We start from the raw sequence: 22,789 nt of genomic DNA, 5'->3' as shown, positions 1-22,789 counted from the left end.
AGCCGCGCTTGCCAGACGGTTCAAGGATGCGTAAAGATTTGTATAGTTGTATAGTAATCTAGACAAATTGACAAGATGTCGATTGTCCGGATCGCAGAACGGAGGCGGAAATGGACCGCAGGGACTGGATGGGATTGCTGGCGCGGGCGCCTGCGGATGTTTTGGACAGGCTTTGGCAGGGTCTCGGGTTGGCCCCTGCCTTTGAATGGCTGCGCCCGCCCGAGGTGGGGGGCGTCATGGTGCGGGGCCGGACGGGGGCCACGGGCGCGCCGTTCAATCTGGGCGAAATGACCGTGACCCGCTGCGCGCTGGTGCTTGAGAGCGGCACAGTCGGGCATGGCTATGTGCAAGGGCGCAACAAGCAGCAGGCTGAAAAAGCCGCGCTGGTCGATGCACTGATGCAGGAAGATGCGGCAGACCGAATCCGTGCAGCGCTGTTGGAGCCTCTGGCAACGCAGATGCAAGCCACGCAGGACAGACGCGCGGCCAAGGCCGCGGCGACGAAGGTCGAGTTTTTCACATTGGTACGGGGAGAGGACTGATGGATCAGGCAGTCATGTCGGGTGGTTTTGTCGATCCGCCGATCCAGTCGGCTTGGGCCTTTCGCGCGGCGATGACTGCGATGGCGCGGCCCGGCGAAATCGTAACTGTAGACGGTGGCTCGGCCCCTGCGCCGGTCTCGGTAGCGGCCTCTGTGCTGCTATTGATGCTCTGCGATCCCGGAACGCCGGTCTGGCTGGCCTCCTCGCATGACAGCGCTGCACTGCGCCGCTGGATTGCGTTTCATACCGGCGCACCGGTCGTGCAGACGAAAGAGCAGGCGGTTTTCGCACTTGGCAAATGGGATAGGTTGTGTCCGCTCGCAGCCTTCCCTGTCGGAACAGCGGAATATCCCGACCGCGCGGCAACGCTGATTGTCGAGATGGACGAGTTGCAGCCGGAGGGCGCGGTGCTTCAGGGGCCGGGGATCAAGGGCAGCGCGCGGCTGAACCTGCCTGATGTGGCGGTCTTTCGCGCCAATCGCGCCCTGTTTCCGCTGGGGCTGGATTTCTTTTTCACCTGTGGCGACAGGCTGGCGGCCTTGCCGCGCAGTGCCGTTGTGACTGCTGCCGGAGGAAGTGTCTGATGTATGTGGCTGTCAAAGGCGGCGAACGCGCGATCGAGAACGCTCATAGCTGGCTGGCCGAGGAACGGCGCGGTGATGTGGCGGTGCCGGAACTGGGTATCGCGCAAATCCGTGAGCAGATGGCACTGGCTGTAAACAGGGTGATGGCAGAAGGTTCGCTTTACGATACCGATCTGGCGGCGCTTGCGATCAAGCAGGCGCGCGGCGATCTGATTGAGGCGGTGTTTCTCATCCGCGCCTATCGCACCACGCTGCCGCGTTTTGGGGCCTCCCTTCCGGTCGATACGGGCGAGATGCGCTGCGACAGGCGTATTTCGGCGACGTTCAAGGATGCGCCGGGCGGGCAGGTGCTGGGGCCAACATTTGACTACACGCATCGCTTGCTGGATTTCAAACTGGCGGCGGATGGTGAGGTGCCGCCAGCGGCGCAGGCTAAGCCGCAAGAAGGGCCGGTGCCGCATATCGCTGGTTTTCTAAACCGTGATGGTCTGATCCAGACCGAAGCGCCAAGCGACGAGGCCCCGCCCGATCTGACGCGGGACCCGTTGGAGTTTCCGGCCAACCGCGCCCTGCGTCTGCAAGCCCTGACGCGTGGGGATGAAGGGTTTGTGCTGGGCCTCGCCTATTCCACACAGCGTGGCTATGCGCGCAACCATGCCTTTGTGGGCGAGTTGCGGATCGGCCGTGTCGCGGTCGAGATGGAACTCCCCGAACTCGGTCTTGCCATCGAGATCGGCGAGGTTGAGCTGACCGAATGCGAGACCGTGAACCAGTTTGCGGGCTCGAAAACCGAACCTGCCCAATTCACGCGCGGCTACGGGCTGGTCTTTGGGCAGACCGAGCGCAAGGCGATCTCGATGGCTTTGGTCGACCGCGCGTTGCGCTGGCGCGAATTGGGCGAGGATAATCTGGCCGCGCCCGCGCAGGACGAGGAATTCGTGCTGTCGCATTGCGACAACATTCAGGCCACGGGGTTTCTGGAGCATATCAAGCTGCCCCATTACGTCGATTTCCAGTCGGAACTGGAACTGGTCCGCCGGTTGCGCGCCGACACCGAAGCCCTGCATGAGGCTGCGGAATGATGATGCGCGCCCGCTCTTCCAGTCCGTGCGGACTGTCCTCGCATTCTGACCGGAGGCTTGCTTATGTCTGATTACAACTTTGCCTATTTGGACGAACAGACCAAACGTATGATCCGACGCGCTATCCTGAAGGCGCTTGCTGTTCCGGGCTATCAGGTTCCCTTTGCCAGCCGCGAGATGCCGATGCCTTACGGTTGGGGCACGGGCGGGGTGCAGGTCTCTGCCGCCTGTCTGGTGCCCGAGGACCGCCTTAAAGTGATCGACCAAGGCGCGGATGATACGACGAACGCCGTGTCGATCCGGCGGTTTTTCGAGAAGACCGCAGGGGTTGCCACGACCACAAAGACAACCGAGGCCACATTGATCCAGACACGTCACCGCATCCCCGAAGAGCCGCTGACGCGCGATCAGATCCTTGTCTATCAGGTGCCCATCCCCGAACCCCTGCGCTTTCTGGAACCGCGAGAGACCGAGACCCGCAAGATGCACAGCCTGGAGGAATACGGGCTGGTGCATGTGAAGCTGTACGAGGATATCGCGCGACACGGACAAATCGCCACCTCCTACGCCTATCCGGTCAAGGTCGAGGGGCGCTATGTGATGGATCCTTCCCCGATCCCGAAATTCGACAATCCGAAGCTGGAAAGCGAGGCGATCCAACTTTTCGGGGCGGGCCGCGAACAGCGGATCTATGCGCTGCCACCCTATTGTCATGTGGTGAGCCTTGATTTCGAGGATCATCCCTTCGTGGCCAGCAAGGCCGATCACGCCTGCGATCTGTGCGGCTCGAACAGTACCTATCTTGACGAGGTGATCGTGGATGATGCGGGCGGGCGGATGTTCGTATGCTCTGATACCGATTATTGTGAGGGGCGCCGCGCGGCAGGCCATTTGGGGCGGCTTGCCGCGCCGCTGGGACAGGAGAATGCGGCATGACCCCGCTCTTGCAGGTGAAGGGCCTGACCAAGCGCTATGGCGCGCGGATCGGCTGCACGGCTGTGAATTTCGATCTGTTCCCCGGCGAAGTGATGGGGATCGTGGGCGAAAGCGGGTCGGGGAAGTCGACCTTGCTGAACTGTCTGGCGGGCCATCTTGAGGCAGATGCCGGATCGGTGGTTTTCGATACCCGCGCGGAAGGACCGCGCGATTTGCGCGCCATGTCCGAGCCGGAGCGCCGGATGCTGTCGCGCACCGACTGGGCCTTTGTGCACCAGAACCCGCGCGACGGTTTGCGGATGGGCGTCAGCGCGGGCGGCAATGTCGGCGAGCGGTTGATGGCCGTGGGCGCGCGGCACTATGGAGGCATCCGCGCACAGGCGCTGGACTGGCTGGACAGGGTCGAGATTGACGCCGACCGGATCGACGACCGGCCTACGGCGTTTTCCGGCGGGATGCAGCAACGCTTGCAGATTGCGCGGAATCTCGTGACCGGACCAAGGCTTGTGTTCATGGATGAACCCACAGGCGGACTGGATGTCAGCGTGCAGGCGCGGTTACTGGACCTGCTGCGCGGCTTGGTGCGCGAGATGGGGCTGAGTGCGGTGATCGTGACCCATGATCTGGCCGTGGTGCGTCTGCTGGCGCATCGGCTGATGGTGATGAAATCGGGCCAAGTGGTCGAGGCGGGCCTGACCGATCAGGTGCTGGACGATCCGCAGCATGGCTATACCCAATTGCTGGTCTCCAGCGTGTTGCAGGTCTGAAAAGGGAATGGCGATGATCGAGATTACAGCTTTGTCCAAGAACTTCGTGCTGCACAATCAAGGCGGTGCGGTGATCCCCGTGATGCGCGATGCAGCATTGGCTGTGGCGCGGGGGGAATGCGTGGCGCTGACCGGCGCATCGGGGGCGGGGAAATCTACACTGATGCGTATGGTTTACGGCAACTATCTGGCCAATGCCGGTGTGATTCGTGTCGGCGATCTGGACGTGGCGCAAGCCGCTCCGCGCCAGATCATCGCGCTGCGGCGCGATACGCTTGGCTATGTCAGCCAGTTCCTGCGCGTGGTGCCACGTGTGCCTACGCTTGATGTGGTGGCGGAACCGCTGCTGGCGCTGGGGCATGAGCGCGCCGCAGCTTTGGCCCGCGCCCGCGATCTGCTGGGGCGACTCAATATCCCGCAGCGGCTATGGTCGCTCTCGCCCACCACATTCTCGGGCGGGGAACAACAACGCGTCAACATCGCGCGCGGCTTCGCACACACCTATCCGGCGCTGCTGCTGGACGAGCCGACGGCCAGCCTTGATGCCGCTAATCGCGAGCTGGTGCTGACTTTGATCGAGGAAGCGAAGGCACGCGGTGCCGCGATCCTGGGAATTTTCCATGACGAGGCGGCACGCGCGCGGGTCTGTGACCGAGTGGTCGACGTGTCGGGATTCACACCGGGGATGATCAACTGATGGTGGCGCAAACCTTGGGTCGTCTGGTCGCTATTGTCGGCCCCTCGGGGGTGGGTAAGGACACGCTGCTGGCAGGGGCAAGGGCGTTGCGACCCGCACTGGTGGTGGCACGCAGGGTGATCACCCGCCCCGAAGAGGCGGGGGGAGAGCCTTTCGAGGGTGTCAGTCTGGTCGAGTTCGAGGCCCGCAAATCGCGCGGGGCCTTTGCCCTTCATTGGGTGGCACACGGCCTGTCTTACGGTATCCCCGCCACGATTCATGCCGACATGGCAGCAGGACGCATTGTGCTGTTCAACGGCTCGCGCGGGGTCTTGTCGCGTGCGAGGATGCTGTTTCCCGATGTTGCGGTGATCGTCGTGACGGCGGATCGTGCCACGCTACAAATGCGTCTTGCGGCGCGCGGGCGGGAAAGCGGCGCCGATCTGGACCGCCGGTTGGAACGCGCGGATTTCGCCCTGCCGGATGACATGGAGTATCATTTGGTCGACAATAGCGGCGCTGTCGCAGACGGGGTTCAGGCGCTGGTGGCCGTGCTGGACCGTCTGGCCGAAGACCCAAGGGGATAGCGGTGGACCAGATGGAACATACCGCCCTCATCCTCGCCCATCAGGCAAAAGCTGTCGATGGCGAAGGGGCGTGTCAGCAGCGGCGCCAGATGCGGGGTCAAGATGCCAGCGACGGCCTCGGCCTCGGGACGCGGCAGGCGACCTGTCAGGGTGATGTGGAAGCGGAATTCGTCCAGCACATGCGGATAGCCCCATTGCAACAGCATCGACTCTTGCGCGGGCGTCAGGCGCGCGGCGCGTCGGCGGGACAGTTCGCTCTCGGTCAGGGGTGCGCGGTGGCGGTCCAGTGTGGTCACGGCGCGCGCGGCCATATCCCGAAGCGCTGCGGATTCCCCGTCAGGGATCAGGGCGAGAAATCCACCCAGCCGCGCCAGGGCAAGACCTTCCAGTATCACAGGTTCCAGCCTGTCGGTCAGCGCCGCGACATCGGCCATCAGCGCGGCAAGGCTTGTGGTTTCGGCCAGCCGGAAGGGCGGTTTGATCGTCGCATGCAGCCCGTATTTGCGCGGGGTTGCGGTGATCTCGTCCAGCGGGCGGGGCAGGCCGGTGATGACAGGGTGATCTGTCGCGCATCCGGCCAGAGCATCCCAACCCAGCCAGCCCGCACCAAAGCGCGCAAGCGCGCCATCGGGCATCACGTAGATCGCATATCTTTGAAATCGGGTCATATCGGCAGCTTTGCATCAAGGTTGTCACAGTTCGGTGACACAGCCCAGATATGTCAACTGCAAGGGGACCACCATGACTGAAACAATCCTGAACAATGCCCGCCTCGTCCTGCCGGAAACGGTGATCCAAGGCCATCTGGTCATCCGCGACGGGCTGATCGCCGCCTTCGGCAGCGGCATGGCGGTGGGCGGCGAGGATTGCGAGGGCGATCTGGTCATTCCAGGCCTGATCGAATTGCATACTGACAATCTGGAACGGCACATCCAGCCACGTCCCGGTGTGGACTGGCCCCATGCGGCGGCGATCATTGCCCATGATGCAGAACTGGCGAGTGTCGGCATCACAACTGTTTTCGATGCGATGCGCGTGGGGTCCATCCCCTCGGGTGTCGGGCGCTACAAGGCCTATGCGCGCGGCCTGTCGCGCGAGTTGCTGGAATTGCGGGCGCAAGGCGCGCTCAGGATCAGTCATTTCCTGCACCTGCGCGCCGAGGTCTGTTCCGAGACGCTGATCGACGAGATGGCCCAGTTCGGCCCCGAAGACCGCGTGGGGATCGTCAGCCTGATGGATCACACACCGGGGCAGCGGCAGTTCCGCGATATGTCGAAGCTCAAGGCTTATGTGATGGGCAAGAATGCCATCACCGAGAGCCAGTTCGCCGAACATGTCACCCGCCTTTTCGATGTGCGCGCGCGCTTGGGTGACGCGCATGAGGCCGCAGCCGTATCCGAGGCGCGCCGCTATGGTGCGGTTCTGGCCAGCCATGATGACACCACCGCCGGACAGGTGGCTATATCGGCCGGTCACGGTATCCGGCTGGCCGAGTTTCCCACCACACCCGAGGCGGCAGCCGCTTGCCGCGCGCATGGAATCGCCATCATGATGGGCGCGCCGAACCTGATCCGTGGTGGATCGCATTCGGGCAATGTGGCCGCTGCCGAGCTTGCTGGCATGGACCTGCTGGATATCGTCTCGTCCGACTATGTGCCGGCGTCTTTGCTGACTTCGGCGCTGCGACTGGGCGAGATCTGGGGCGATCTGGCGCGCGGGATTGCCTCGGTCACGGCTGCCCCTGCACGTGCGGCGGGTCTGCCCGATCGTGGCCGTATCGCTCAAGGCCTGCGCGCCGATCTTGTCCGCCTGCGCCCCGTTGCGGGCAGCGCCGTGGTGCGTGGGGTTTGGTCGGCGGGGCGGCGCGCCGCGTGACAGGGCAGGTGAACCGCCCTGTCATCTTGCCTCAACTACTCGGATCACGCGGGTCGCGGCGTCAGTAATCGCGCTCGATATAGACACCGATCCCTGTGCCTCCATCCGAGTTTAGACGCCCGCGCACAGTGATCGAACGGGTGACGTTGAGGTTCAGGTTGATCTGGGTCTCGCCTGCCGTGTTCACTGTCACATCGGTATAGATATTGTCCGAGATGTACTTGCCGACGCGGGCTTCGGTCTCGCCGGTGTCGGTGGTGGTCAGGTCCAGATCATCAACACCAATGGCCCCGCGCAACCCTTCGCTCAGACCGTTGCTGCGACCTGATAAGGTGCGGACGGCCCCTGCAAGCTGCACGGCCTGAAGTGGGGAAATCTCGGTGATCCCACGCCCGAACAAAAGCAGGGCCAGCACCTCGTCCTGTGGCAGTTCGGGGCTGGAGGTCAAGGTCAGTTCGGGTTCCGAGGCAAGCCCCTCAAGACCGATACGGATCGCGCTGCCCTGGGCCTCGGTCTCGGCGATGAAGCGGATGAAGGGGTCGAACGCGCCTTGCAGACTAACCAGACCGGTTGTCAGATCCAGACGCTGGCCCAGAATGCTGAGCCGCCCGCGTATCAGATTAAACTGGCCCTGCGGCACCAGATTTGCGGTCGTGCCGGTCAGACGCAGCCTGCCACCCAATTCGGCGTCAAGGCCACGGCCCCGTACGAAAATACGCGAGGGGGCATTGATCACGAGGTCGATGGGAAAGGCCAGGCCGGGGCCGCTTGCGGCATTGGGATCGGCAATCAAGCCAGCCCAAAGTCGCGTCTGGCGCGTGGCAGTCGTTTCGCCGCGATGTTCAAGGTCGGGCAGATTGGCGAAGGTCGGCCCCAAGGATTCGGGGATACGCAATTCGACGGTGTCAAGATCAATGCTACCGCCGATCTGCGCGCCACCTGTCAAAGGGCCTGTTACGGTGACACGACCTTGCGCCGTGGTCTCGTACAGGTTGCGCTGTTGCAGCACGGCACCTTGCAGATCAATGGTCAGATCGGCCGGAAAGGGACTGCTCAGTGTGACCGGTCCCGACAGGTTGAGCCGCCCACCCGACGACAGGTTGCTTTGGGCCTCAATCTGGGCGCGACCGGATGACAGGCGCACGGCCGCGCCCAGATCCGCCAGTGCCAGACCGGCGGCGGGGATCACGACCCTTGCGCCTTGCGTGCTCAGCGTGCCGGAAACGGAAGACAGGGCAGGCGCGCCATTGACCGCCAGGTCGTAGGACAGCACACCCGCCACGGAATTTGGTCTGAGGCGCGCATTGGCCAGCGACAAGGGCGCGCTGCCCTGCAAGGTCACATCCACCTGCTGGCCATCCCGGGCGACAGTGCCTGCGGTGCGCGCGGTCAGACCGCCCGGTCCGCTAGCTGTCGCTTCGATCCGCCAGTCGCCGCCGCTGCTTTGCACAAGCCCGTTGGCCGATGCGGGGCCCGAGATGTCGGGGGCGATCAGGCCGATATCGCGGAGATAGGAATCAAAGCGCAGGCGGCTGTCATCGGCCGAGATCCTGCCGGTCACATCCGTGACACCCTGCGGCGTCCGCAATTCCAGCACATCCAGAATGGTCATGCCCTCGGCGGTCTGTCGCAGGTCGAAGACAAGGCTGCTGGCGCCGCGCATTAATGCGTCGGCATTGGCTTGACCGATCCGCAGGTTCTGCCCGTCCAGCCTTCCATTGGCCGCGCCGCTGCGGGCCAGCAGATCGCCAGAGGCATCAAGGCTTAACCGGGCTGCTCCTGACAGGGGGCGTCCGGCAACTGTGGACCATGTGGCCAGATCGCCCAGTTCCGCGCGAACCTGTCCTTCCGCGAGCAAAAGGTCGATCCCGTCGCCGGTCACGGTGCCCGTGAGGCGCGCGGTTGTCGCTCCGGGGGCTTCGGCATCCAGCGTAATCTGCCATGTCTCGGCCTGCTGGCGCGCGCCCAGCGTGACGGCGACAGGACCGGACAGACCGTCAAGAACCAGACCTGAGTCCAGCAGGCGGGCGCTCAGATCGACGGTGCTGTTATCGCTGCGCAAGGCTGCGCGCACACGCAGGTCTGTGCCGGTGGTCACGATCTCGAACAGATCGACGCGCGTGCCGGAAGGGTCACGGCTGGCTTGCAGGGCGATGTCGCTTGCGCCGGTGATCAGCGGATCAATGCGCGGCTGGCCAAGCGACAGATTCTGTGCGCGCCCCGACAGATCAAGGGCAAATGCCCCTGTCAGCGGCTGCACATTGCCGCGCGCCGTCAGATTTGCCGTCCCGCCAAGCTGCTGGCCGGACAGGGCTGCAAAGCGTCCCAGATTTCCAGCCGAAAGCTGCAGGTCGAATGCCGCGTCCAGATCGGACAGGGCGGTTTCACCCTCGCCCAAGGCGATTTCGGCCGCACCTGTCAGGCGGGTCTCGGCGAATTCCAACACCAGTTCGGGGATCTGGAAAGGGCCATCCGTGCTCCAGTCAAAGCGCAGCGCGCCAGTGACATCGCCGCCCAGGGCCTGCGCCAACGCGGGATCGCCTGTTTCCAGCCCTTCGCTGGCAAGACTGATCTGTCCGTTGACCACTCCGACAGCCGAGGCGTCGGCGCCGCGTGCAATCAGGCCCGTGCCCGTCAGTCCCAGACGGGCCGCAGTCAGGTCAGGACGGTCTAGGCCGCGGATGTTCAGATCCAATGCCCAGCTATCGCTGTCGCTAGCATCATAGGCCAGTTTCAGGTCGGCCCCGTCCACGCGGGTTTCTGGGCCCGACAGTGGCAACAGGACAGCGCCGCCATCGGGGGCCGCGATCCGCCCTGCGAGCGCAAGTCTTTCGGGCCAGCCGTCGGCGGCGAACGCGGCACGTCCGCCCAGGCTGAGGGCATCGGCCGTGAGGTCCAGTTCGTCCAGCAGCATACGACCATCCGGCGTCTGTGTGACGATCACCGCAAGCTGGATATTCGGGCCGAAAAACGCGCGGTATTCCGGTGCGAAAACAGGCGCGATATCGCCGCCGATCTGCACGGTCACGCGGCGGGTGACCGCTTCTTCTGCGGGGGTGGCACTTTCGCTTTCCGTGCCGGTGTCTTCCTCTGACACTGCGGCGCGCAGCGTTTGCAGAACGACCTGTCCCGCCAGCCGTTCCTGTGCATCGGTGGACAGGGTCAAATCGGCCGTGAAATTGTCGATCGGTCCTTCGCCCGTCACCGTCAGGTCCAACGATGGTGCTCCGGGAAGGCCCATCAGGGTTGCGGCGATGCCGTTCGCCTCTTCCGCGACAGACAGGTTCAGCGTCAGAGCGCGGGTTGCGTTCTCGTAGGCACCCGACAGGGTCAGTTGCCCTTGCGGACCGTCGATCCGCGCCACCTCAAGATCGGCAGTGCCTTGTCCGCCCTCAAGCGAAGCGCTGCCTTCCAGACTGATCTCGACGGCTTGCCCCAAAATAGCTTCGCCAAGGCTGACGCGTTCCGCTGCGACACGTCCGATCTGGATAGCGACCGGCAGGTCGGGCAGACTGAACCCTGTTGAGGCCGCAGCTTCGGGCAGTCCCGGTTCGGGAACGGGCGGGCGCAGAAGCTCGATTTCGGCCACGGTCAGTTCGGTCACGTCGATCCGGCCCCGCACCAAGGCGGCGCGATTCCAGTCAAGCACAAGATCGCTGAGCCGCAGCCAGATGCCTTCGCTATCCGCGATTGTCAGTTCCGCAATCGTGGCGCGCGCGCTGAGTGCACCTGCAAAACCCGTGATCCGCACGTCGCGTCCGGCACCGGACAGGTTGTCCTCAAGCAGACCCTGCAGATAGCCGCGATCTTCCTCGGCGGTTTGCGCGGTAGCAGGGGCTGGTATGCCCAGAAATGGGGCAAGAAGCAGCAGAAAGGCGATCAGAATATTCCGCATCAGAATGCCTGTCCTATGCCGATGTAGACTTGCACGCCATCTCCTGTGCTGCCCCCGACGGGACCGGCCACGTCAAGGCGCAAGGGGCCGACCGTCGTGTCATAGCGCAGCCCCAGACCGGCCCCTGAATGCCACTCGCCCGTGCCGTCATAGAAGCTCTCCTGACCGATATAGCCCGCATCGGCAAAGCCCACGACACTGAACTTCTCGCTGACCTTTGCGCGCACCTCGCCCGAGAAACCGAAGAAACTGCGTCCGCCAATCCCGCGCCCGCCGCCCAGATCGACGAAAAGCGACTGGTATGGCTGGCCGCGAACGGTGCCACCGCCGCCCGAATAGAACAGAAAGTCGGGCGGGGTATCCAGAGCGTCAGGGCCGAACAGCGCGCCGATCTGCGCGCGGCCTGCCAGAACCACACCATCATTCTGACCAAAAGCCTGATAGGCGCGCGCGTCGAAACGCAGCCTGCCGCCGCTGTCATCGCCATCTGTGTCGATGAACGGCATCGCCTCGGCCTTGAGATAGAAGCCTTCCGTCGGATTTAGCAGGTCGTCGCGGCGGTCCCATGTCAGCGCGCCGGGCAGGGTCACAAGAGTGAATTCCCGCGTGCGGGGGCGTCCGCCGACTTCGCGCATTGAAAACTGCGAGGTGACACGGGATTGTTCCAGCGTAATGCCCAACTCGCCTAGAAGCGTATCCGAAAAAGTCCGTGTGGCCCCCAGACCGACATAGGCCCGTTCGGTCAGGAAAAACTCTTCGTCCAGACGTTCGACCCCGACGACAGCAAAGAATCCGGTATCGGGGCCGTAAACCGCAGGACGCTCGAACCGCGCACTGAGGCCATAGTCCAGCCCGCCGGTCTGCGCGCCGATTCCGCTGATATTGCCCTCGACGCGGAACCGTTCGGCCCCGCCCAGAAAATTGCGGTGCATCCAGAAGCTGTTGAGGCCCAGACCCGTATCGGTGGCGATCTCTGCCCCGAATCCAAAGCGGCGCGGTCTTTCATCGACAACGGCAATCCCGATATCCAGCGTGTCGCCGGGCCCCAGCAACTCTGCCTCGGTCAGCGCGACCGAACGGAACGCACCCGTGCGGCGCAAACGTTGCGCGGCCTTGGCGACTTCGTCGGAGTCGTAAGCCTCGCCTTCGGGCAGGCCGGCGATCCGGCGGATCGCGGTCGGGCGCACAGAGCTGCCCTCTTTCACCTTTGTCGCACCAAAGGTCACGGCTGGTCCGGGGGTCACGGCGATCTGCGCGTCCAGACGGGCCTCGGGGTGGATGGCCGTGACTCGTTGATCCGTCACTTCGACCTTGGCATAGCCTGCAGCGCGCCAGTCATTGACCACCGTTGTGGATGTATCGCTGATGACAGTGGCCCGCGCGATGGCACCGCGGCGGAAATCCTCGGGGGTCGTGGTGCCGGGGGCAAGGGGGCCGATCTCGGTCTGACCGAAGGTGAAGCGGCGCCCCGGATTGACCCGTATCTCGGCCACCGAGATGCTTGCGGGTGGATCAAGCGGCGGAATCTCTGCTGCCTCGCGCCCGTCCACGCGGATACTGACCGTGCCTGAATAGTACCCGCTCGCATAAAGCAGATCGACCATGCGCCGGTAATCGGCCTGTGCTGCGGCCAGAAGATCCTGCGGGTCGGTCACCTCGTCGCGCTCTGCTGCCGCCAGTAAGGAGCCTGCGGTTAGTCTTTCTTGCAGGCTTTCGCTGTCGCTGTTGTCAAGAGAGATGTCCAGACGATCAAGGGCAGTTGCGGGCAAAGCCGCTATTCCCAGCACGATATGCGCGCTCAGCGCCATCACGACAGGGCCTTTGATGCGTCGTGTCAGGGACAAGTCCTGTCCTTTCAAAGATTGCAGTGCCTTGTCCGGAAAAAGAAATGGCACGATGTCTCGGCAGGGTAGAGTGCTTAGGGGGAAACCTCCACCCGATTTCCCTCACTTCTTCATCAGGTCAGGCCGGTTCATGCGTGGGCTTGCCGACATTCCGCCCGCCATGTGTCAGGGGATGACGGCCAGCCAGAGCCAGATGGTGATGACAGACAGACCTGTTCCCAGTAAAACGGACGAGGCCGCCACACGCCGCGCGCGGCCATACATATTGGCGAAGATATAGCCATTCACCCCCGGTGCCATCGCGGCTGTCAGGACAGCGGAACGGAAACCGGCCTGCCCCAAATCGGTCGCGCGGCCCATCAGCCAGACGGTCGCCGGATGCAGCACCAGCGAGGCGGCGACGACCCAGCCAATCACTTTGAGATCACCCTCGGGGCGGTAGCGCACCAGCACGCCGCCCAGTCCGAACAACGCGGCGGGAAGGGCCGCGCGCACCATCAGATCAAGCGTGCCTGTCACCGGCGCGGGCAGGGGGATGCCCCCCAGATTGACGACAAAGCCCAGAAGGATGCCAAGGATCAGCGCGTTGCGGAACATGGCGCGACCCACGGTCAGCACTAGACGGGCAGGGGACTGGCCTGTGCCGCGTGCGCGCACAATCTCCATCGCTGTGATGCCAAGGCCATAGCAGAAGGGTGAATGCATCGCCACAATGGCATAGTTGGCTTGCAGCGCGTCTGCCCCATAGGCGCGTTCCGTGATCGGCAGGCCCAGCATCAGAGAGTTGGAAAACAGGCAGCAAAAGCCGATGGCGACGCTGTCTTCCCACTCGCGGCCAAAAATGAACCGCGCGCCCAGCATGCCTGCAAGGAAACCCGCTGTCGCGCCGGTATAGAAGGAAAACAGCAGGCGCGGATCGAAGCTTTGCGCCAGATCGAGTTTGGCAATCGCGCTGAACAGCAGGCAGGGAATGGCGAAGCTTTGGGTGAAGCTCATCAACCCGTCCACGGCGCTGTCCTTGAAATAGCCAAGCCTGACAGCAAGATAGCCCATGCCGATGACGCCGAAAACCGGCAGGATAACGTCCAGAAGGGCTTGCATCGGATCGGGCCTTGGTGCGGTGGCACGGGTGCTTGCGCTCCGCGCGGGGATATTTGTGGCAAGAAGAAACGGGTGGGGTGTCTAGACGGGGTAGCGGATCACCATACCGTCATAGGCAGGCGTGATATGGGCAGGGGTCTCGTCCGCGACAGTCTGGTAGTCGAGGTCGATATGCATATTGGTCAGCACCGCACGACGCGGGGCGATCTGTGCGATCCAGTCCAGCGTCATGTCCAGATGGGCGTGGGTGGGATGGGGTGTGCGGCGCAAAGCGTCGACGATCCAGCAATCGAGATTTTGCAGATGCGGCAGGGTGTCATCGTAAAGGCGCACGGCATCGGGCAGATAGGCCAGATCGAGGATGCGGAATCCCAGCGCGTCGATGCTGCCGTGATTGGCGCGGAACGGGGTCAGGGTGATCTCGCCGCCCTTGCCGGTCACGGTAAGGGGGCCGTTTATGGTGAACATGTCGAGGATCGGCGGATAGGGGCTGTCGGCCGGTTGCATGAAGGCATAGCCGAAGCGGGAATAGAGATCGTTCTGCGTGTCGCCATCGGCCCATACGGGCAGGCGGCGGCGCATGTTGAAAACGATCATCCGCAGATCGTCCAGCCCGTGGACATGGTCGGCATGGCTGTGCGTATAGACGACCGCGTCCAACTCGCCCACGCCGGTATCCAGCAACTGTGCGCGCAGATCGGGCGAAGTGTCGATCAGGACGCGAGTGATGCCTGCCTCGGTTTCGCGCTCGATCAGCAGCGAACAGCGGCGGCGGTTGTTCTTCGGATTGGCCGGATCGCAATCGCCCCAATGGCCGCCAAGCCGCGGCACCCCGCCGGAGGAGCCGCAGCCGAGAATGGTAAAGCGCATCTCGGCCATCAGGCAGCCGCCTGACGGTAACGGGCGGCCTTGGTGAACAGGCGGTCGAAATTGGCCTGTGTCGCTGCGGCGAAATCGGGCAGGGGGATGCCAAAAACCTCGGCCCCTGTTTCGGCTGTGTGCAGCGTATAGGCGGGTTCATTGCGCCTTCCGCGAAAGGGTTTGGGCGCCAGATAGGGTGCGTCGGTTTCCACAAGGATGCGGTCAAGCGGGGTCGCCGCGAAAATATCGCGCAATTCCTGTGACTTGGGGAAGGTCGCGATGCCCGACATTGACAAGTAGAATCCCAGATCAAGCGCCGCGCGGGCCAGTTCGGCGCTGGAGGAGAAGCAGTGCATGACGCAGCTAAAGGGGCCGCTGAGGTATTCCTCGGTCAGGATGCGGGCCATGTCGTCATCTGCGGCGCGGGCGTGGATGATCAGGGGCAGGCCGGTCTGTCGCGCGGCGTCGATATGCACGCGCAGGCTGTCCTGTTGCAGGGCAGCACTTTCGGCGGTGTAGTGGTAATCCAGACCGGTCTCGCCGATGCCGACGCATTTTGGGTGGGCTGCGATCGTGGTCAGTTCGTCCAGTGTCACCATCGGCGTATCGGCGACCGACATCGGATGGATGCCGAAACTATAGAACACGCTGTCATGCGCCTCGGCGATGGCGCGGACGGCGGGTTCGTTGCGGGCCTTGGTGCAGATCGTGACCATACGCGTCACGCCTGCGGCATGGGCGCGGGCAATCACCGCATCAAGCTGACCCTCGAAATCGGGGAAATCGAGATGGCAATGGCTGTCGGTGATCTGGGTCTTGGTCTGGGTGGTATGATGGTTGGTCATTGTCTGCCTTGGGGGCCGGATCAACCGCCCGCGGTTTTCTGAATCCTGAAGACCGTATCTAGGACAAGCGAGGCAGGGTCAAGGTTGACCGCCCGCCCGTGCCCCGTGCGGGCGCTGATCTGTTGTGCCGTGGTTGCCCATGCGCGCGCGCTGTCCGGTCCGGGCGCGAGGCGCGCCATCATCGCGGCCTCGCCGGGTGCTGCCTCGATGGTGGGGGGGTGACCGGCGGCACCGCTGCGCGCCAGCCGCGCCAGCATCAGATCGACCAGCGCCAGCAACAGGTCCAGCCGGTTCGTGGCCCCCCGCGCGGCGGCGGCATCGGCCAGCCGCAAGGCGCGCGGGCGGTCCAGATCGGGCAGGCGCGCAAACATTGAGATCAGGTCAGCATAGATGGACAATCCGCCCTGCGAGATGAGGCGCATCGCCTCGCCGACCGATCCGGCGGACAGTTCCGTCAGCGCAGCCGTGTCAGCGGGCACCTCGACCCCTGCCTGATCCAGCGCGCGGGTCATTTCGTCATGCTCCAGTGGCTGTAGCCGCAATTCGCGGCAGCGCGAGCGGATCGTGGGCAAAAGCCCCGTCGGTTGGTGCGAGATCATCAGAAAGAAGCAGCGCGCAGGCGGTTCTTCCAGCATTTTCAGCAGGGCATTGGCGGCCTGACTGTTCAACTCGTCTGCGGCGTCGACAATCACCACGCGACGCCCGCCTTCGGTCGCGCTGAGATGCAGAAAGCCGGCCAGTTTGCGCACCATATCGACGCGGATATCATTGGACAGGCGGTCGCCCTTGTCGGTGGGGCCGCGCCGCAGCAGGAACAGCCCCGGCTCGGACAGCGCGCGCAGGCGACGGCTGACAGGGTCTTCGGGGTCGATATGCAGGGTAGTGGGCGGTTCGGGCGCGAACATGCTTGGCCCTGTATCCTCGGCAGTGGCCAGCAGAAAACGGGCGATCCGCCATGCCATCGTGGCCTTGCCGATGCCGCGCGGACCTGTCAGTAACCATGCATGATGCATCCGGCCCGACGTATAGGCCTGCAAAAAGGACGCCTCGGCGCTGGATTGCCCGAATAGTGCTGCGGTGTCGCGCGGATGCGGGGCACCTTCCAGCCGGTCGGGTTCGGGAAGCGTGTCTTCGGTCATGCGACTGTGGCTCTGGCCAGATGGTCGGCCACGATCCGCGCAACATCGGCGGCGACCTCTTCTGGCGCGCGGGCACCATCAATCACGCGGATGCGGTCGCTATTGTCGCGGGCCAGCGCCAGAAAACCGGCGCGCATCTGTTCCTGCATCTGCTGGCCGAAGGATTCAAAGCGTTCCTCGGCTCCCTGCCGCCCGAGGGCGCGAGCCAGACCGGTGGTCGGGTCCATGTCGATCAGAAGGGTGAGATCCGGTTCCTGCCCGATCATCAGATCGTGCAAGCTGTCCACCATCAGCCGTAGTCCTGCCCCCCGCAATCCCTGATACATGCGGGTGGAATCGGCAAAGCGGTCGCAGATCACGATCCGGCCTGCATCCAGTGCGGGGCGGATCGTGCGCTCCAGATGGTCGCGGCGCGCGGCGGTGAACAGCAAGATCTCGGTTTCGGGCGACCAGCGGTCGGGCGGGCCTTCCAGAACCAACTTGCGGATTTCCTCGGCCCCCGCAGAGCCGCCGGGTTCGCGCGTCAGAAGAACGTCTTGACCACCCTTGCGGAGCGCATCCGCCAGCAATCGGGCCTGCGTTGACTTGCCGGACCCGTCTATGCCTTCAAAGCTGATGAAGCCCCCGCCTGCAGTCAAGATCCGCTCTCGCCTGTTGCCACATTGTCCTGCGTGAACCGCTCAAGCAGCACTTGCGAGGTGGTCAGAACGCGCGTCACAAACCCGCCCAGAGGCACGTCGCGGTCAGCGACCAGCGGCACCCGCACCGGTTCAAGTCCCTCGCGGGTCAGGATCATCTCACCCAGAATCTGTCCTTTGACGACGGGCGCGTTGATCGGCCCCTGATGGACGATTTCGGCCTCGATACTGTCGCCGGACAGGGCAGGGACCAGCATTGTCACATCGCTTTCCGGAACCATCCCGACCCGTGTCTGATCGCCACGCCAGACATCTGCCTCGGCAATCACCTGTCCGGCTTTCGCCACGCTGCGTTCGGCGAACTGGCGAAAGGCCCAGTTGACGATGGCGGCGGACTCCTCGGCGCGGGTCTGGTCTGTGTCCATGCCGCTGATAGCAAATATCACGCGCCTGTCGCCCTGTGCGGCCGATCCGACGAGTCCGAATCCGGCCTCTTCGGTGTGGCCGGTTTTCAGGCCGTCCGCCCCGATATCCAGCCGGAACAACGGGTTGCGATTTAAGCGGTTGGCAGGCGCGCGGTTCTTGTAGTCATATTCCCGCTCGTTGAAATAGAGGTAGTAGTCGGGGAAATCCTCGATCAGCCGCTGTGCCAGCACACCAAGATCGCGCATCGACATGCGGTGCTGCGGGTTCGGCCAGCCCGAGGCATTGGCCAGCGTTGTCTCGGTCATGCCCAACTCGCGCGCGCGTTGCGTCATCAGGGCCGCGAACCCGTCTTCGGTGCCTGTGGGCGACAGGCCTTCGGCCACGACAACGCAGGCGTCATTACCCGAATTGACGATAATGCCGAGGATCAGCTCACGGACGCTGGGTGTGTCCTGCTCGTTCAGAAACATGGTCGAGCCGCCCATCGCCCGGGCGCGCGACGAGACCGGAAATGTCGTCTCCATCGTGACGGTGCCGCGCTCCAGCGCCTCGAACAGCATGTAGAGCGTCATCAGTTTCGACATCGAGGCAGGCGGAAGCGGCGTTTCGGCGTTCTTGGACAAAAGCACCGTGCCGGTTGTCTGGTCCATCACGAAGGCCGAGCCTGCCCGCGTGTCGAAAGCCTGCGCTGCAGGCGCCATAAGCGCCGCCACAATGACCGCGATGCCAGCAGTATGGCGCAGGCTGGGCGAGAATCGGGTGAAGTGTTTAGTCATCGGTGACGTCCTTTCCGGTCCTTTGTCGCGGCTCTGCCTGCAGATACTCCTGGCAAGGTGTCTTGCAGGCAAGTGGCGCCCGTCATCTGGCTAAAGCGTCGCTGTCGCGCCTTTATCACAGCGACGGGCCCTAGTTGGTGACAGCATAGGCATCGGTAAAGCCCTCGGTCTTGATCTTGGACAGCAGGGATGTCCGTTCCGCTGCGCTAGAGGCAGGGCCGACCAGAACCCGCCAGAAATCCTTGCCCTGGCTTGTCTGCCGCTTGACCAACGGCACCATGCCTGCATTCCGCATGGCTGTTGCCGCGCGTTCTGCATTGGCCTCAATACTGAAAATCCCAATCTGCAGGAATGGTTTGTCGAGTGAAGAAGCCCTTGCCGGTGGTGAGGGGGCAGCGGGTGGTGCTGTAGGCGCCCTGGTCGGCACGGCCGTTGCAGGCGGTCGGGCTGGCGGGCTTGCCTCGATCGCGGCCGCGGCCGATGCGATGGGATCAAGCCTGCTTTCGGTGATCTCCGAGGGGGCGGGAACTGTTCCCTCCTCTACGGAGACCTCTGTTGCGTCTGCAGGTGCGGTTGTGTCCGACACTTCCTCGCGGCGCAGAGCGGTGACGTTCAACTGCACAGGTTGACCGGCCAACATCCCAAGCGTTTCAGCAGCATCCGATGATACCTGCACGCGCGGTCCGGGGGTGTCGACCTCGCGCCGGAACAACGCGCCGATCACGAAATTTCCGTTTGTCGTATTGCGGACAATCACGCGTTCAGGTTCGCTGACATCGGGGTGCGCCACCCAGACCCCGCCAAGCGAGGGGCGGCCATCCCACAACCCTGCCTCGGTAACCTGAAACACATCCGGCGCTTCGACATCACGCTCGACCATCCGGACCGATCTGGTATCGCCCGCGCCTTGCTGCGCGCCACCAATGCCCTGAAACAGGCTCATTTGCCCGCTTTCATCGCAGGCGGCCAGCGTCACAACGGCCACCCCTGCCAGAAGCCATGCTTTTATGCCTGACCGGCGTTCTGTGCCGAATTGAATCAATGTCATATCTTGCCCCTTGCCCTGCTGCCTCGACGCCATAATGACAGGTTTCGCCGGTTATGCGGTCCTTCTGCCAGTCACCCTGCACCACAAATCACACGGTGCAAGGCGGCGTTGCGCGCAGTCTAGCGGTAACAGCCTGTCAAGAAAAGTGACTAGCGGGCCGTGACGGGATTTTGGGCGAAAAACCCCTGAAAATGCTCTCGCGCGCCCGTGCGTCCGGACCATGCTTGAGGCGGGCAATGCACTCAGACCGCATGATTGCTCTGATGGCTGAAAATCCCCGCCCTGAAAACTTGTGCTTGCAGGAGAGGACGAAGAAAAATAGAGGAACACCCATCCGAATGCGGTGAGCAGTATTGAGCGGTTTTGAAACCCTACATTCTGTTCTCCGCAGCAACAGGACACGGATGGGTGGCCGAGTGGTTTAAGGCTCTAGTCTTGAAAACTAGCGTGCGGGGAACCGTACCGTGGGTTCGAATCCCACCCCATCCGCCAATAAGTGTTGAAATTAAAAGATAAAATCTGACATTTTTTGATTTACCCCACAAAAAGACCCACATAGAAAAAACGCTTGGGACAAGTCAGTAGTCGTCCAGCGCCTTTGATGTTTCGCGGGCATCTGCCAATAGTTCAGCTAATGCGCGCTTGAATTCATCACTTGCCCGCGACCGATTACCGTGACGCCATTTGCCATTGGCTGGCCCGCTTGGTGCGCCGCCCCTAGCCCCATGCATCCGGCAAACATTCCAACCGTTCACAGCGGGGCCTTTGCAACGGCAACCCGTGGTCTTGGCCTTTGCTGTGCATCTAGGAGCATCCGCAAGGCGCTGGGCGGGGTGCATGGGGTTGTTGTCCGGTTTCATTTGTTCCCCCCCTCCCTTTGAGTGCCCTGCGTCGCTTTACAAGGTATCTCTTGGAGAAAGCTAGCTTGTCTTATACAACGTTTCTTAAGCGACTTGATTGTTGGCACTTTTGTAGTGAGTGCCTTTGAGTGTTGAAATTGGATTTTTTGCTAAACGTGGTGGCGCGCGTGCTGAATACGTTCCTTCCGACGTTCATCTTCTCGTTAGCATTTAGCAAGTTTTTTTTGTTTATCTTTCGAGCAATCAATCGAGAGAGTTATAGAATTATCATTAGATTTAGTGTGGCAATCGGCAGCCTTGCTTTTGGTCTTTTTCTGGGCCTTTTTGTTTTCACTACTTCAATAAGTATAGCATCGGATATTCCGTTTAAGGTTCTTCAAGGCACACTGAATTTCAATGACTATCCTGGATCGTTATTTGTTAAGTGGGGTTCAATAGGTGCATTGCTTGGTGCTGGATATGCATTTTTTGGACAGTGGCCAGCCAGCTTAGATCAAGCATACACTCCTGAAAAATTCAAATTGACTTCAAAGCATATGGATGGTTCAGACTTCAAGTCTCTGCAGACGAAGTCAAGCAATTCTGTTTGGTTGTTTGGGAAAATGAAGCTGCTAGTGATGTTGATGATTGTTGTGTGGCTAGCAATATATTTAAGCAGTTGGGAAGTTTTGATTTCATCAAAGCTACGTCCTGTAGAAAGTGGTAGTTTTGCCGCGTTTTATAGTGAACGAGTGAGCAGGGAAGTTCCAAAGACGTTGGAGTGTACTTATTTTATAGCAACCGGGTTTCTGCATAAATCCTACTCCTACATTATGGCTGGAAGCGGCAAGCCAGCCTGCCCAAGAATTTTCTCATTCGCTGATAACTGAGAGCAGTTCGGTGGGGCATTTAGCGTTGAATTTATTTGTTGGTCTCTACTCGCTGTTGGACGTTACCGCCCCCACAATCGCCTGACCGCCTGCATTGACCGTCACATGTTCAACTGTGACCTTCTGTTGCCCTCCTGTGCGGTATCGCTTCAACGCATCCATCTGCGTAGTGAACGCGCGGGCCAGCTTGTTCAAAGCGCGCTCGGCTGCGTCCTGCTGTGGTATGTTTTCGACATGGTTCAAGCGTCTTGCCGGCATCATGGTCGCCGCATGGATCGCGCCCATCTGCGTGGCAAGTAGTGCCTCCAGTTCGTCACGCGGCTTGATGGACCGGACCACCGACAAAACAAAGTTGGAGTTGTCGCTGTCCACGCTTGTAGACTGTGAACCCAAGCAAGCGATTTGACCGATTAATCCCTTGTGAAATTCACAGTCGCGGGTGCCGATATCCGCCATTTGCACCACAGTCGCGATTTCCACGCTGTCACATTTGAAGGCGATGTGCAGCGCGGTTCCTTTCATGGATAGCTGCATGGGCGGGGCTGTTTCCTTTGCCTGCACTTCACAAGCAGTCTTTTCCATTCGTTTCCGGGTGATGGTGTCCATATTGGCCGAGATCACCGACCGCCGGATGTTGCATCTCGGATAGTCTCAGAGGCGGATTATGTGGCCGCTGACGCCATCATCCAGCGTAGTGCAGATTTCACAGATGCGCTGAACGCCGCCTCTGCACGTCCGGCAAAACCCGTCCGTCGCTTCAGGGTTGAGGTGCCCATTGAAGATACTTTGGGGCCTGATTTTGCTAGACGTGTTGAAGGGGTCGAAAGGATCGGTGACTTCGGCGATAGTGGCGCTCGCCCGGTAGATGTGAACTTTGAGGGTGGGACTGTCATCGCGGTATACACTCTGCGACCAGACGGTTCAGTCGATCTTTATACTCTCTACCCGAATAAGAGGTAAGCACATGCAAGATAAAGAGTTCTACGATTTGCTTCTCTGCTACCTTGCCACGGATTCATATGATCCCGAGGCATTAAAAGGACTGCTGACAGGTGATCCTCAGCTATCCGCCGCGTTCCGTGCAAATCTTCAAAGACTTGGCTCTGATGGGAATTGGTCTGTTGCAGCAGCTAGAAGAGATTTGAACTATGGTTTCAGGAACTCGAATGATCTTGGGAAATGGCTTTTGGATCTGGATAGTTTCTTGTTCGGGGATGGTCCGGTTCCTTAACTTCCTGAATTGAAACTACCGTGCGAGGCCAACCTAGTCTAGGCGGGGCGAGATTAGGCGCTGCGCGAAACGGTTGATCGAACTCTCCGTCGACAGCAGATTCTGCGCTTATCTTGACATGGCAATGCAAATGCATTACCTATTGCGGGTAACAAATGCCCCCTTTTTTCAGGAGACTGCCATGACAGCGCTCGCACAAGATGTCTC

Annotated in this window: 21 protein-coding genes and 1 tRNA gene; 11 read left to right on the top strand and 11 right to left on the bottom strand. The window is 61.8% G+C overall.

Annotation, left to right across the window (positions count from 1 at the left end; all coding sequences use genetic code 11):
• Nucleotides 1-110: 110 nt before the first annotated feature.
• The 7 genes from phnG (at nucleotide 111) to phnN (ending at nucleotide 5,174) form a co-directional block, all read left to right on the top strand.
• Nucleotides 111-542, top strand: a complete 432-nt coding sequence (gene phnG, locus K7H22_RS08390; protein WP_230800298.1) for a phosphonate C-P lyase system protein PhnG — start codon at nucleotides 111-113, stop codon at nucleotides 540-542.
• Nucleotides 542-1,126 (top strand): phosphonate C-P lyase system protein PhnH, encoded by a 585-nt coding sequence (phnH, locus tag K7H22_RS08385; RefSeq protein ID WP_230800297.1) that lies wholly within the window; start codon nucleotides 542-544, stop codon nucleotides 1,124-1,126. Before phnG ends, phnH begins: the two co-directional genes overlap by 1 nt.
• Nucleotides 1,126-2,208, top strand: a complete 1,083-nt coding sequence (locus K7H22_RS08380; protein WP_230800296.1) for a carbon-phosphorus lyase complex subunit PhnI — start codon at nucleotides 1,126-1,128, stop codon at nucleotides 2,206-2,208. The genes phnH and K7H22_RS08380 overlap by 1 nt, the downstream gene beginning before the upstream one ends.
• A gap of 63 nt (nucleotides 2,209-2,271) precedes the next feature.
• Nucleotides 2,272-3,144 (top strand): alpha-D-ribose 1-methylphosphonate 5-phosphate C-P-lyase PhnJ, encoded by an 873-nt coding sequence (locus tag K7H22_RS08375; protein WP_230800295.1) that lies wholly within the window; start codon nucleotides 2,272-2,274, stop codon nucleotides 3,142-3,144.
• Nucleotides 3,141-3,911 (top strand): phosphonate C-P lyase system protein PhnK, encoded by a 771-nt coding sequence (gene phnK / locus K7H22_RS08370; protein ID WP_230800294.1) that lies wholly within the window; start codon nucleotides 3,141-3,143, stop codon nucleotides 3,909-3,911. The genes K7H22_RS08375 and phnK overlap by 4 nt, the downstream gene beginning before the upstream one ends.
• A 13-nt stretch (nucleotides 3,912-3,924) precedes the next feature.
• Complete coding sequence (phnL, locus tag K7H22_RS08365; protein ID WP_230800293.1) at nucleotides 3,925-4,608, top strand: phosphonate C-P lyase system protein PhnL; 684 nt, start codon at nucleotides 3,925-3,927, stop codon at nucleotides 4,606-4,608.
• Nucleotides 4,608-5,174: a phosphonate metabolism protein/1,5-bisphosphokinase (PRPP-forming) PhnN gene (gene phnN, locus K7H22_RS08360; RefSeq protein WP_230800292.1), complete on the top strand. Its 567-nt coding sequence runs from the start codon at nucleotides 4,608-4,610 to the stop codon at nucleotides 5,172-5,174. Before phnL ends, phnN begins: the two co-directional genes overlap by 1 nt.
• Here phnN and K7H22_RS08355 read toward each other — a convergent pair.
• Nucleotides 5,123-5,842: a DUF1045 domain-containing protein gene (locus K7H22_RS08355; RefSeq protein ID WP_230800291.1), complete on the bottom strand. Its 720-nt coding sequence runs from the start codon at nucleotides 5,840-5,842 to the stop codon at nucleotides 5,123-5,125. The two genes, phnN and K7H22_RS08355, sit on opposite strands and share 52 nt — an antisense overlap.
• Nucleotides 5,843-5,915: 73 nt before the next feature.
• On the opposite strand from K7H22_RS08355, the gene K7H22_RS08350 reads away from it, so the two are divergent.
• Complete coding sequence (locus tag K7H22_RS08350; RefSeq protein WP_230800290.1) at nucleotides 5,916-7,049, top strand: alpha-D-ribose 1-methylphosphonate 5-triphosphate diphosphatase; 1,134 nt, start codon at nucleotides 5,916-5,918, stop codon at nucleotides 7,047-7,049.
• A gap of 61 nt (nucleotides 7,050-7,110) precedes the next feature.
• On the opposite strand, the gene K7H22_RS08345 is transcribed toward K7H22_RS08350, so the two are convergent.
• The 9 genes from K7H22_RS08345 to K7H22_RS08305 all read right to left on the bottom strand — a co-directional run bounded on the left by K7H22_RS08345 (nucleotide 7,111) and on the right by K7H22_RS08305 (nucleotide 19,622).
• Nucleotides 7,111-10,944: a translocation/assembly module TamB domain-containing protein gene (locus K7H22_RS08345; protein WP_230800289.1), complete on the bottom strand. Its 3,834-nt coding sequence runs from the start codon at nucleotides 10,942-10,944 to the stop codon at nucleotides 7,111-7,113.
• Complete coding sequence (locus K7H22_RS08340) at nucleotides 10,944-12,788, bottom strand: autotransporter assembly complex protein TamA (RefSeq protein WP_230800288.1); 1,845 nt, start codon at nucleotides 12,786-12,788, stop codon at nucleotides 10,944-10,946. Before K7H22_RS08340 ends, K7H22_RS08345 begins: the two co-directional genes overlap by 1 nt.
• Before the next feature lie 165 nt (nucleotides 12,789-12,953).
• Complete coding sequence (locus tag K7H22_RS08335) at nucleotides 12,954-13,889, bottom strand: AEC family transporter (RefSeq protein ID WP_230800287.1); 936 nt, start codon at nucleotides 13,887-13,889, stop codon at nucleotides 12,954-12,956.
• A gap of 81 nt (nucleotides 13,890-13,970) precedes the next feature.
• Complete coding sequence (locus K7H22_RS08330) at nucleotides 13,971-14,768, bottom strand: MBL fold metallo-hydrolase (RefSeq protein ID WP_230800286.1); 798 nt, start codon at nucleotides 14,766-14,768, stop codon at nucleotides 13,971-13,973.
• Nucleotides 14,768-15,595, bottom strand: a complete 828-nt coding sequence (locus tag K7H22_RS08325; protein ID WP_230800285.1) for a TatD family hydrolase — start codon at nucleotides 15,593-15,595, stop codon at nucleotides 14,768-14,770. The genes K7H22_RS08330 and K7H22_RS08325 overlap by 1 nt, the downstream gene beginning before the upstream one ends.
• A 20-nt stretch (nucleotides 15,596-15,615) precedes the next feature.
• Nucleotides 15,616-16,734, bottom strand: a complete 1,119-nt coding sequence (locus K7H22_RS08320) for a DNA polymerase III subunit delta' (RefSeq protein ID WP_230800284.1) — start codon at nucleotides 16,732-16,734, stop codon at nucleotides 15,616-15,618.
• A complete protein-coding gene (gene tmk / locus K7H22_RS08315) occupies nucleotides 16,731-17,372 on the bottom strand; it encodes a dTMP kinase (RefSeq protein ID WP_230800283.1) in 642 nt (213 codons plus the stop codon). Before tmk ends, K7H22_RS08320 begins: the two co-directional genes overlap by 4 nt.
• On the bottom strand, nucleotides 17,369-18,574 hold the full coding sequence (locus K7H22_RS08310) for a D-alanyl-D-alanine carboxypeptidase family protein (RefSeq protein WP_230800282.1): 1,206 nt from the start codon (nucleotides 18,572-18,574) through the stop codon (nucleotides 17,369-17,371). The genes tmk and K7H22_RS08310 overlap by 4 nt, the downstream gene beginning before the upstream one ends.
• Before the next feature lie 130 nt (nucleotides 18,575-18,704).
• Nucleotides 18,705-19,622 carry an SPOR domain-containing protein gene (locus tag K7H22_RS08305; RefSeq protein ID WP_230800281.1) on the bottom strand — a complete coding sequence of 306 codons (918 nt, stop codon included), beginning with the start codon at nucleotides 19,620-19,622 and terminating at the stop codon, nucleotides 18,705-18,707.
• Between the two features lie 402 nt (nucleotides 19,623-20,024).
• Here K7H22_RS08305 and K7H22_RS08300 point away from each other — a divergent pair.
• Nucleotides 20,025-20,114, top strand: a tRNA-Ser gene (locus K7H22_RS08300).
• 496 nt (nucleotides 20,115-20,610) lie between these two features.
• Complete coding sequence (locus K7H22_RS08295) at nucleotides 20,611-21,351, top strand: hypothetical protein (protein WP_230800280.1); 741 nt, start codon at nucleotides 20,611-20,613, stop codon at nucleotides 21,349-21,351.
• A 45-nt stretch (nucleotides 21,352-21,396) separates the two neighbouring features.
• Here the strand turns inward: K7H22_RS08295 and K7H22_RS08290 are convergent, their stop codons facing one another.
• The gene (locus K7H22_RS08290) at nucleotides 21,397-21,957 is read right to left on the bottom strand and encodes a hypothetical protein (RefSeq protein WP_230800279.1); all 561 of its coding nucleotides are present in this window, start codon (nucleotides 21,955-21,957) and stop codon (nucleotides 21,397-21,399) included.
• A 358-nt stretch (nucleotides 21,958-22,315) separates the two neighbouring features.
• Here K7H22_RS08290 and K7H22_RS08285 point away from each other — a divergent pair, with 358 nt between their 5' ends.
• A complete protein-coding gene (locus K7H22_RS08285) occupies nucleotides 22,316-22,582 on the top strand; it encodes a hypothetical protein (RefSeq protein ID WP_230800278.1) in 267 nt (88 codons plus the stop codon).
• Nucleotides 22,583-22,789: the final 207 nt, after the last annotated feature.

This window comes from Seohaeicola saemankumensis (assembly GCF_021021435.1).
Lineage (GTDB): Bacteria > Pseudomonadota > Alphaproteobacteria > Rhodobacterales > Rhodobacteraceae > Seohaeicola.
This window is presented reverse-complemented; position numbering and strand designations above follow the sequence as displayed.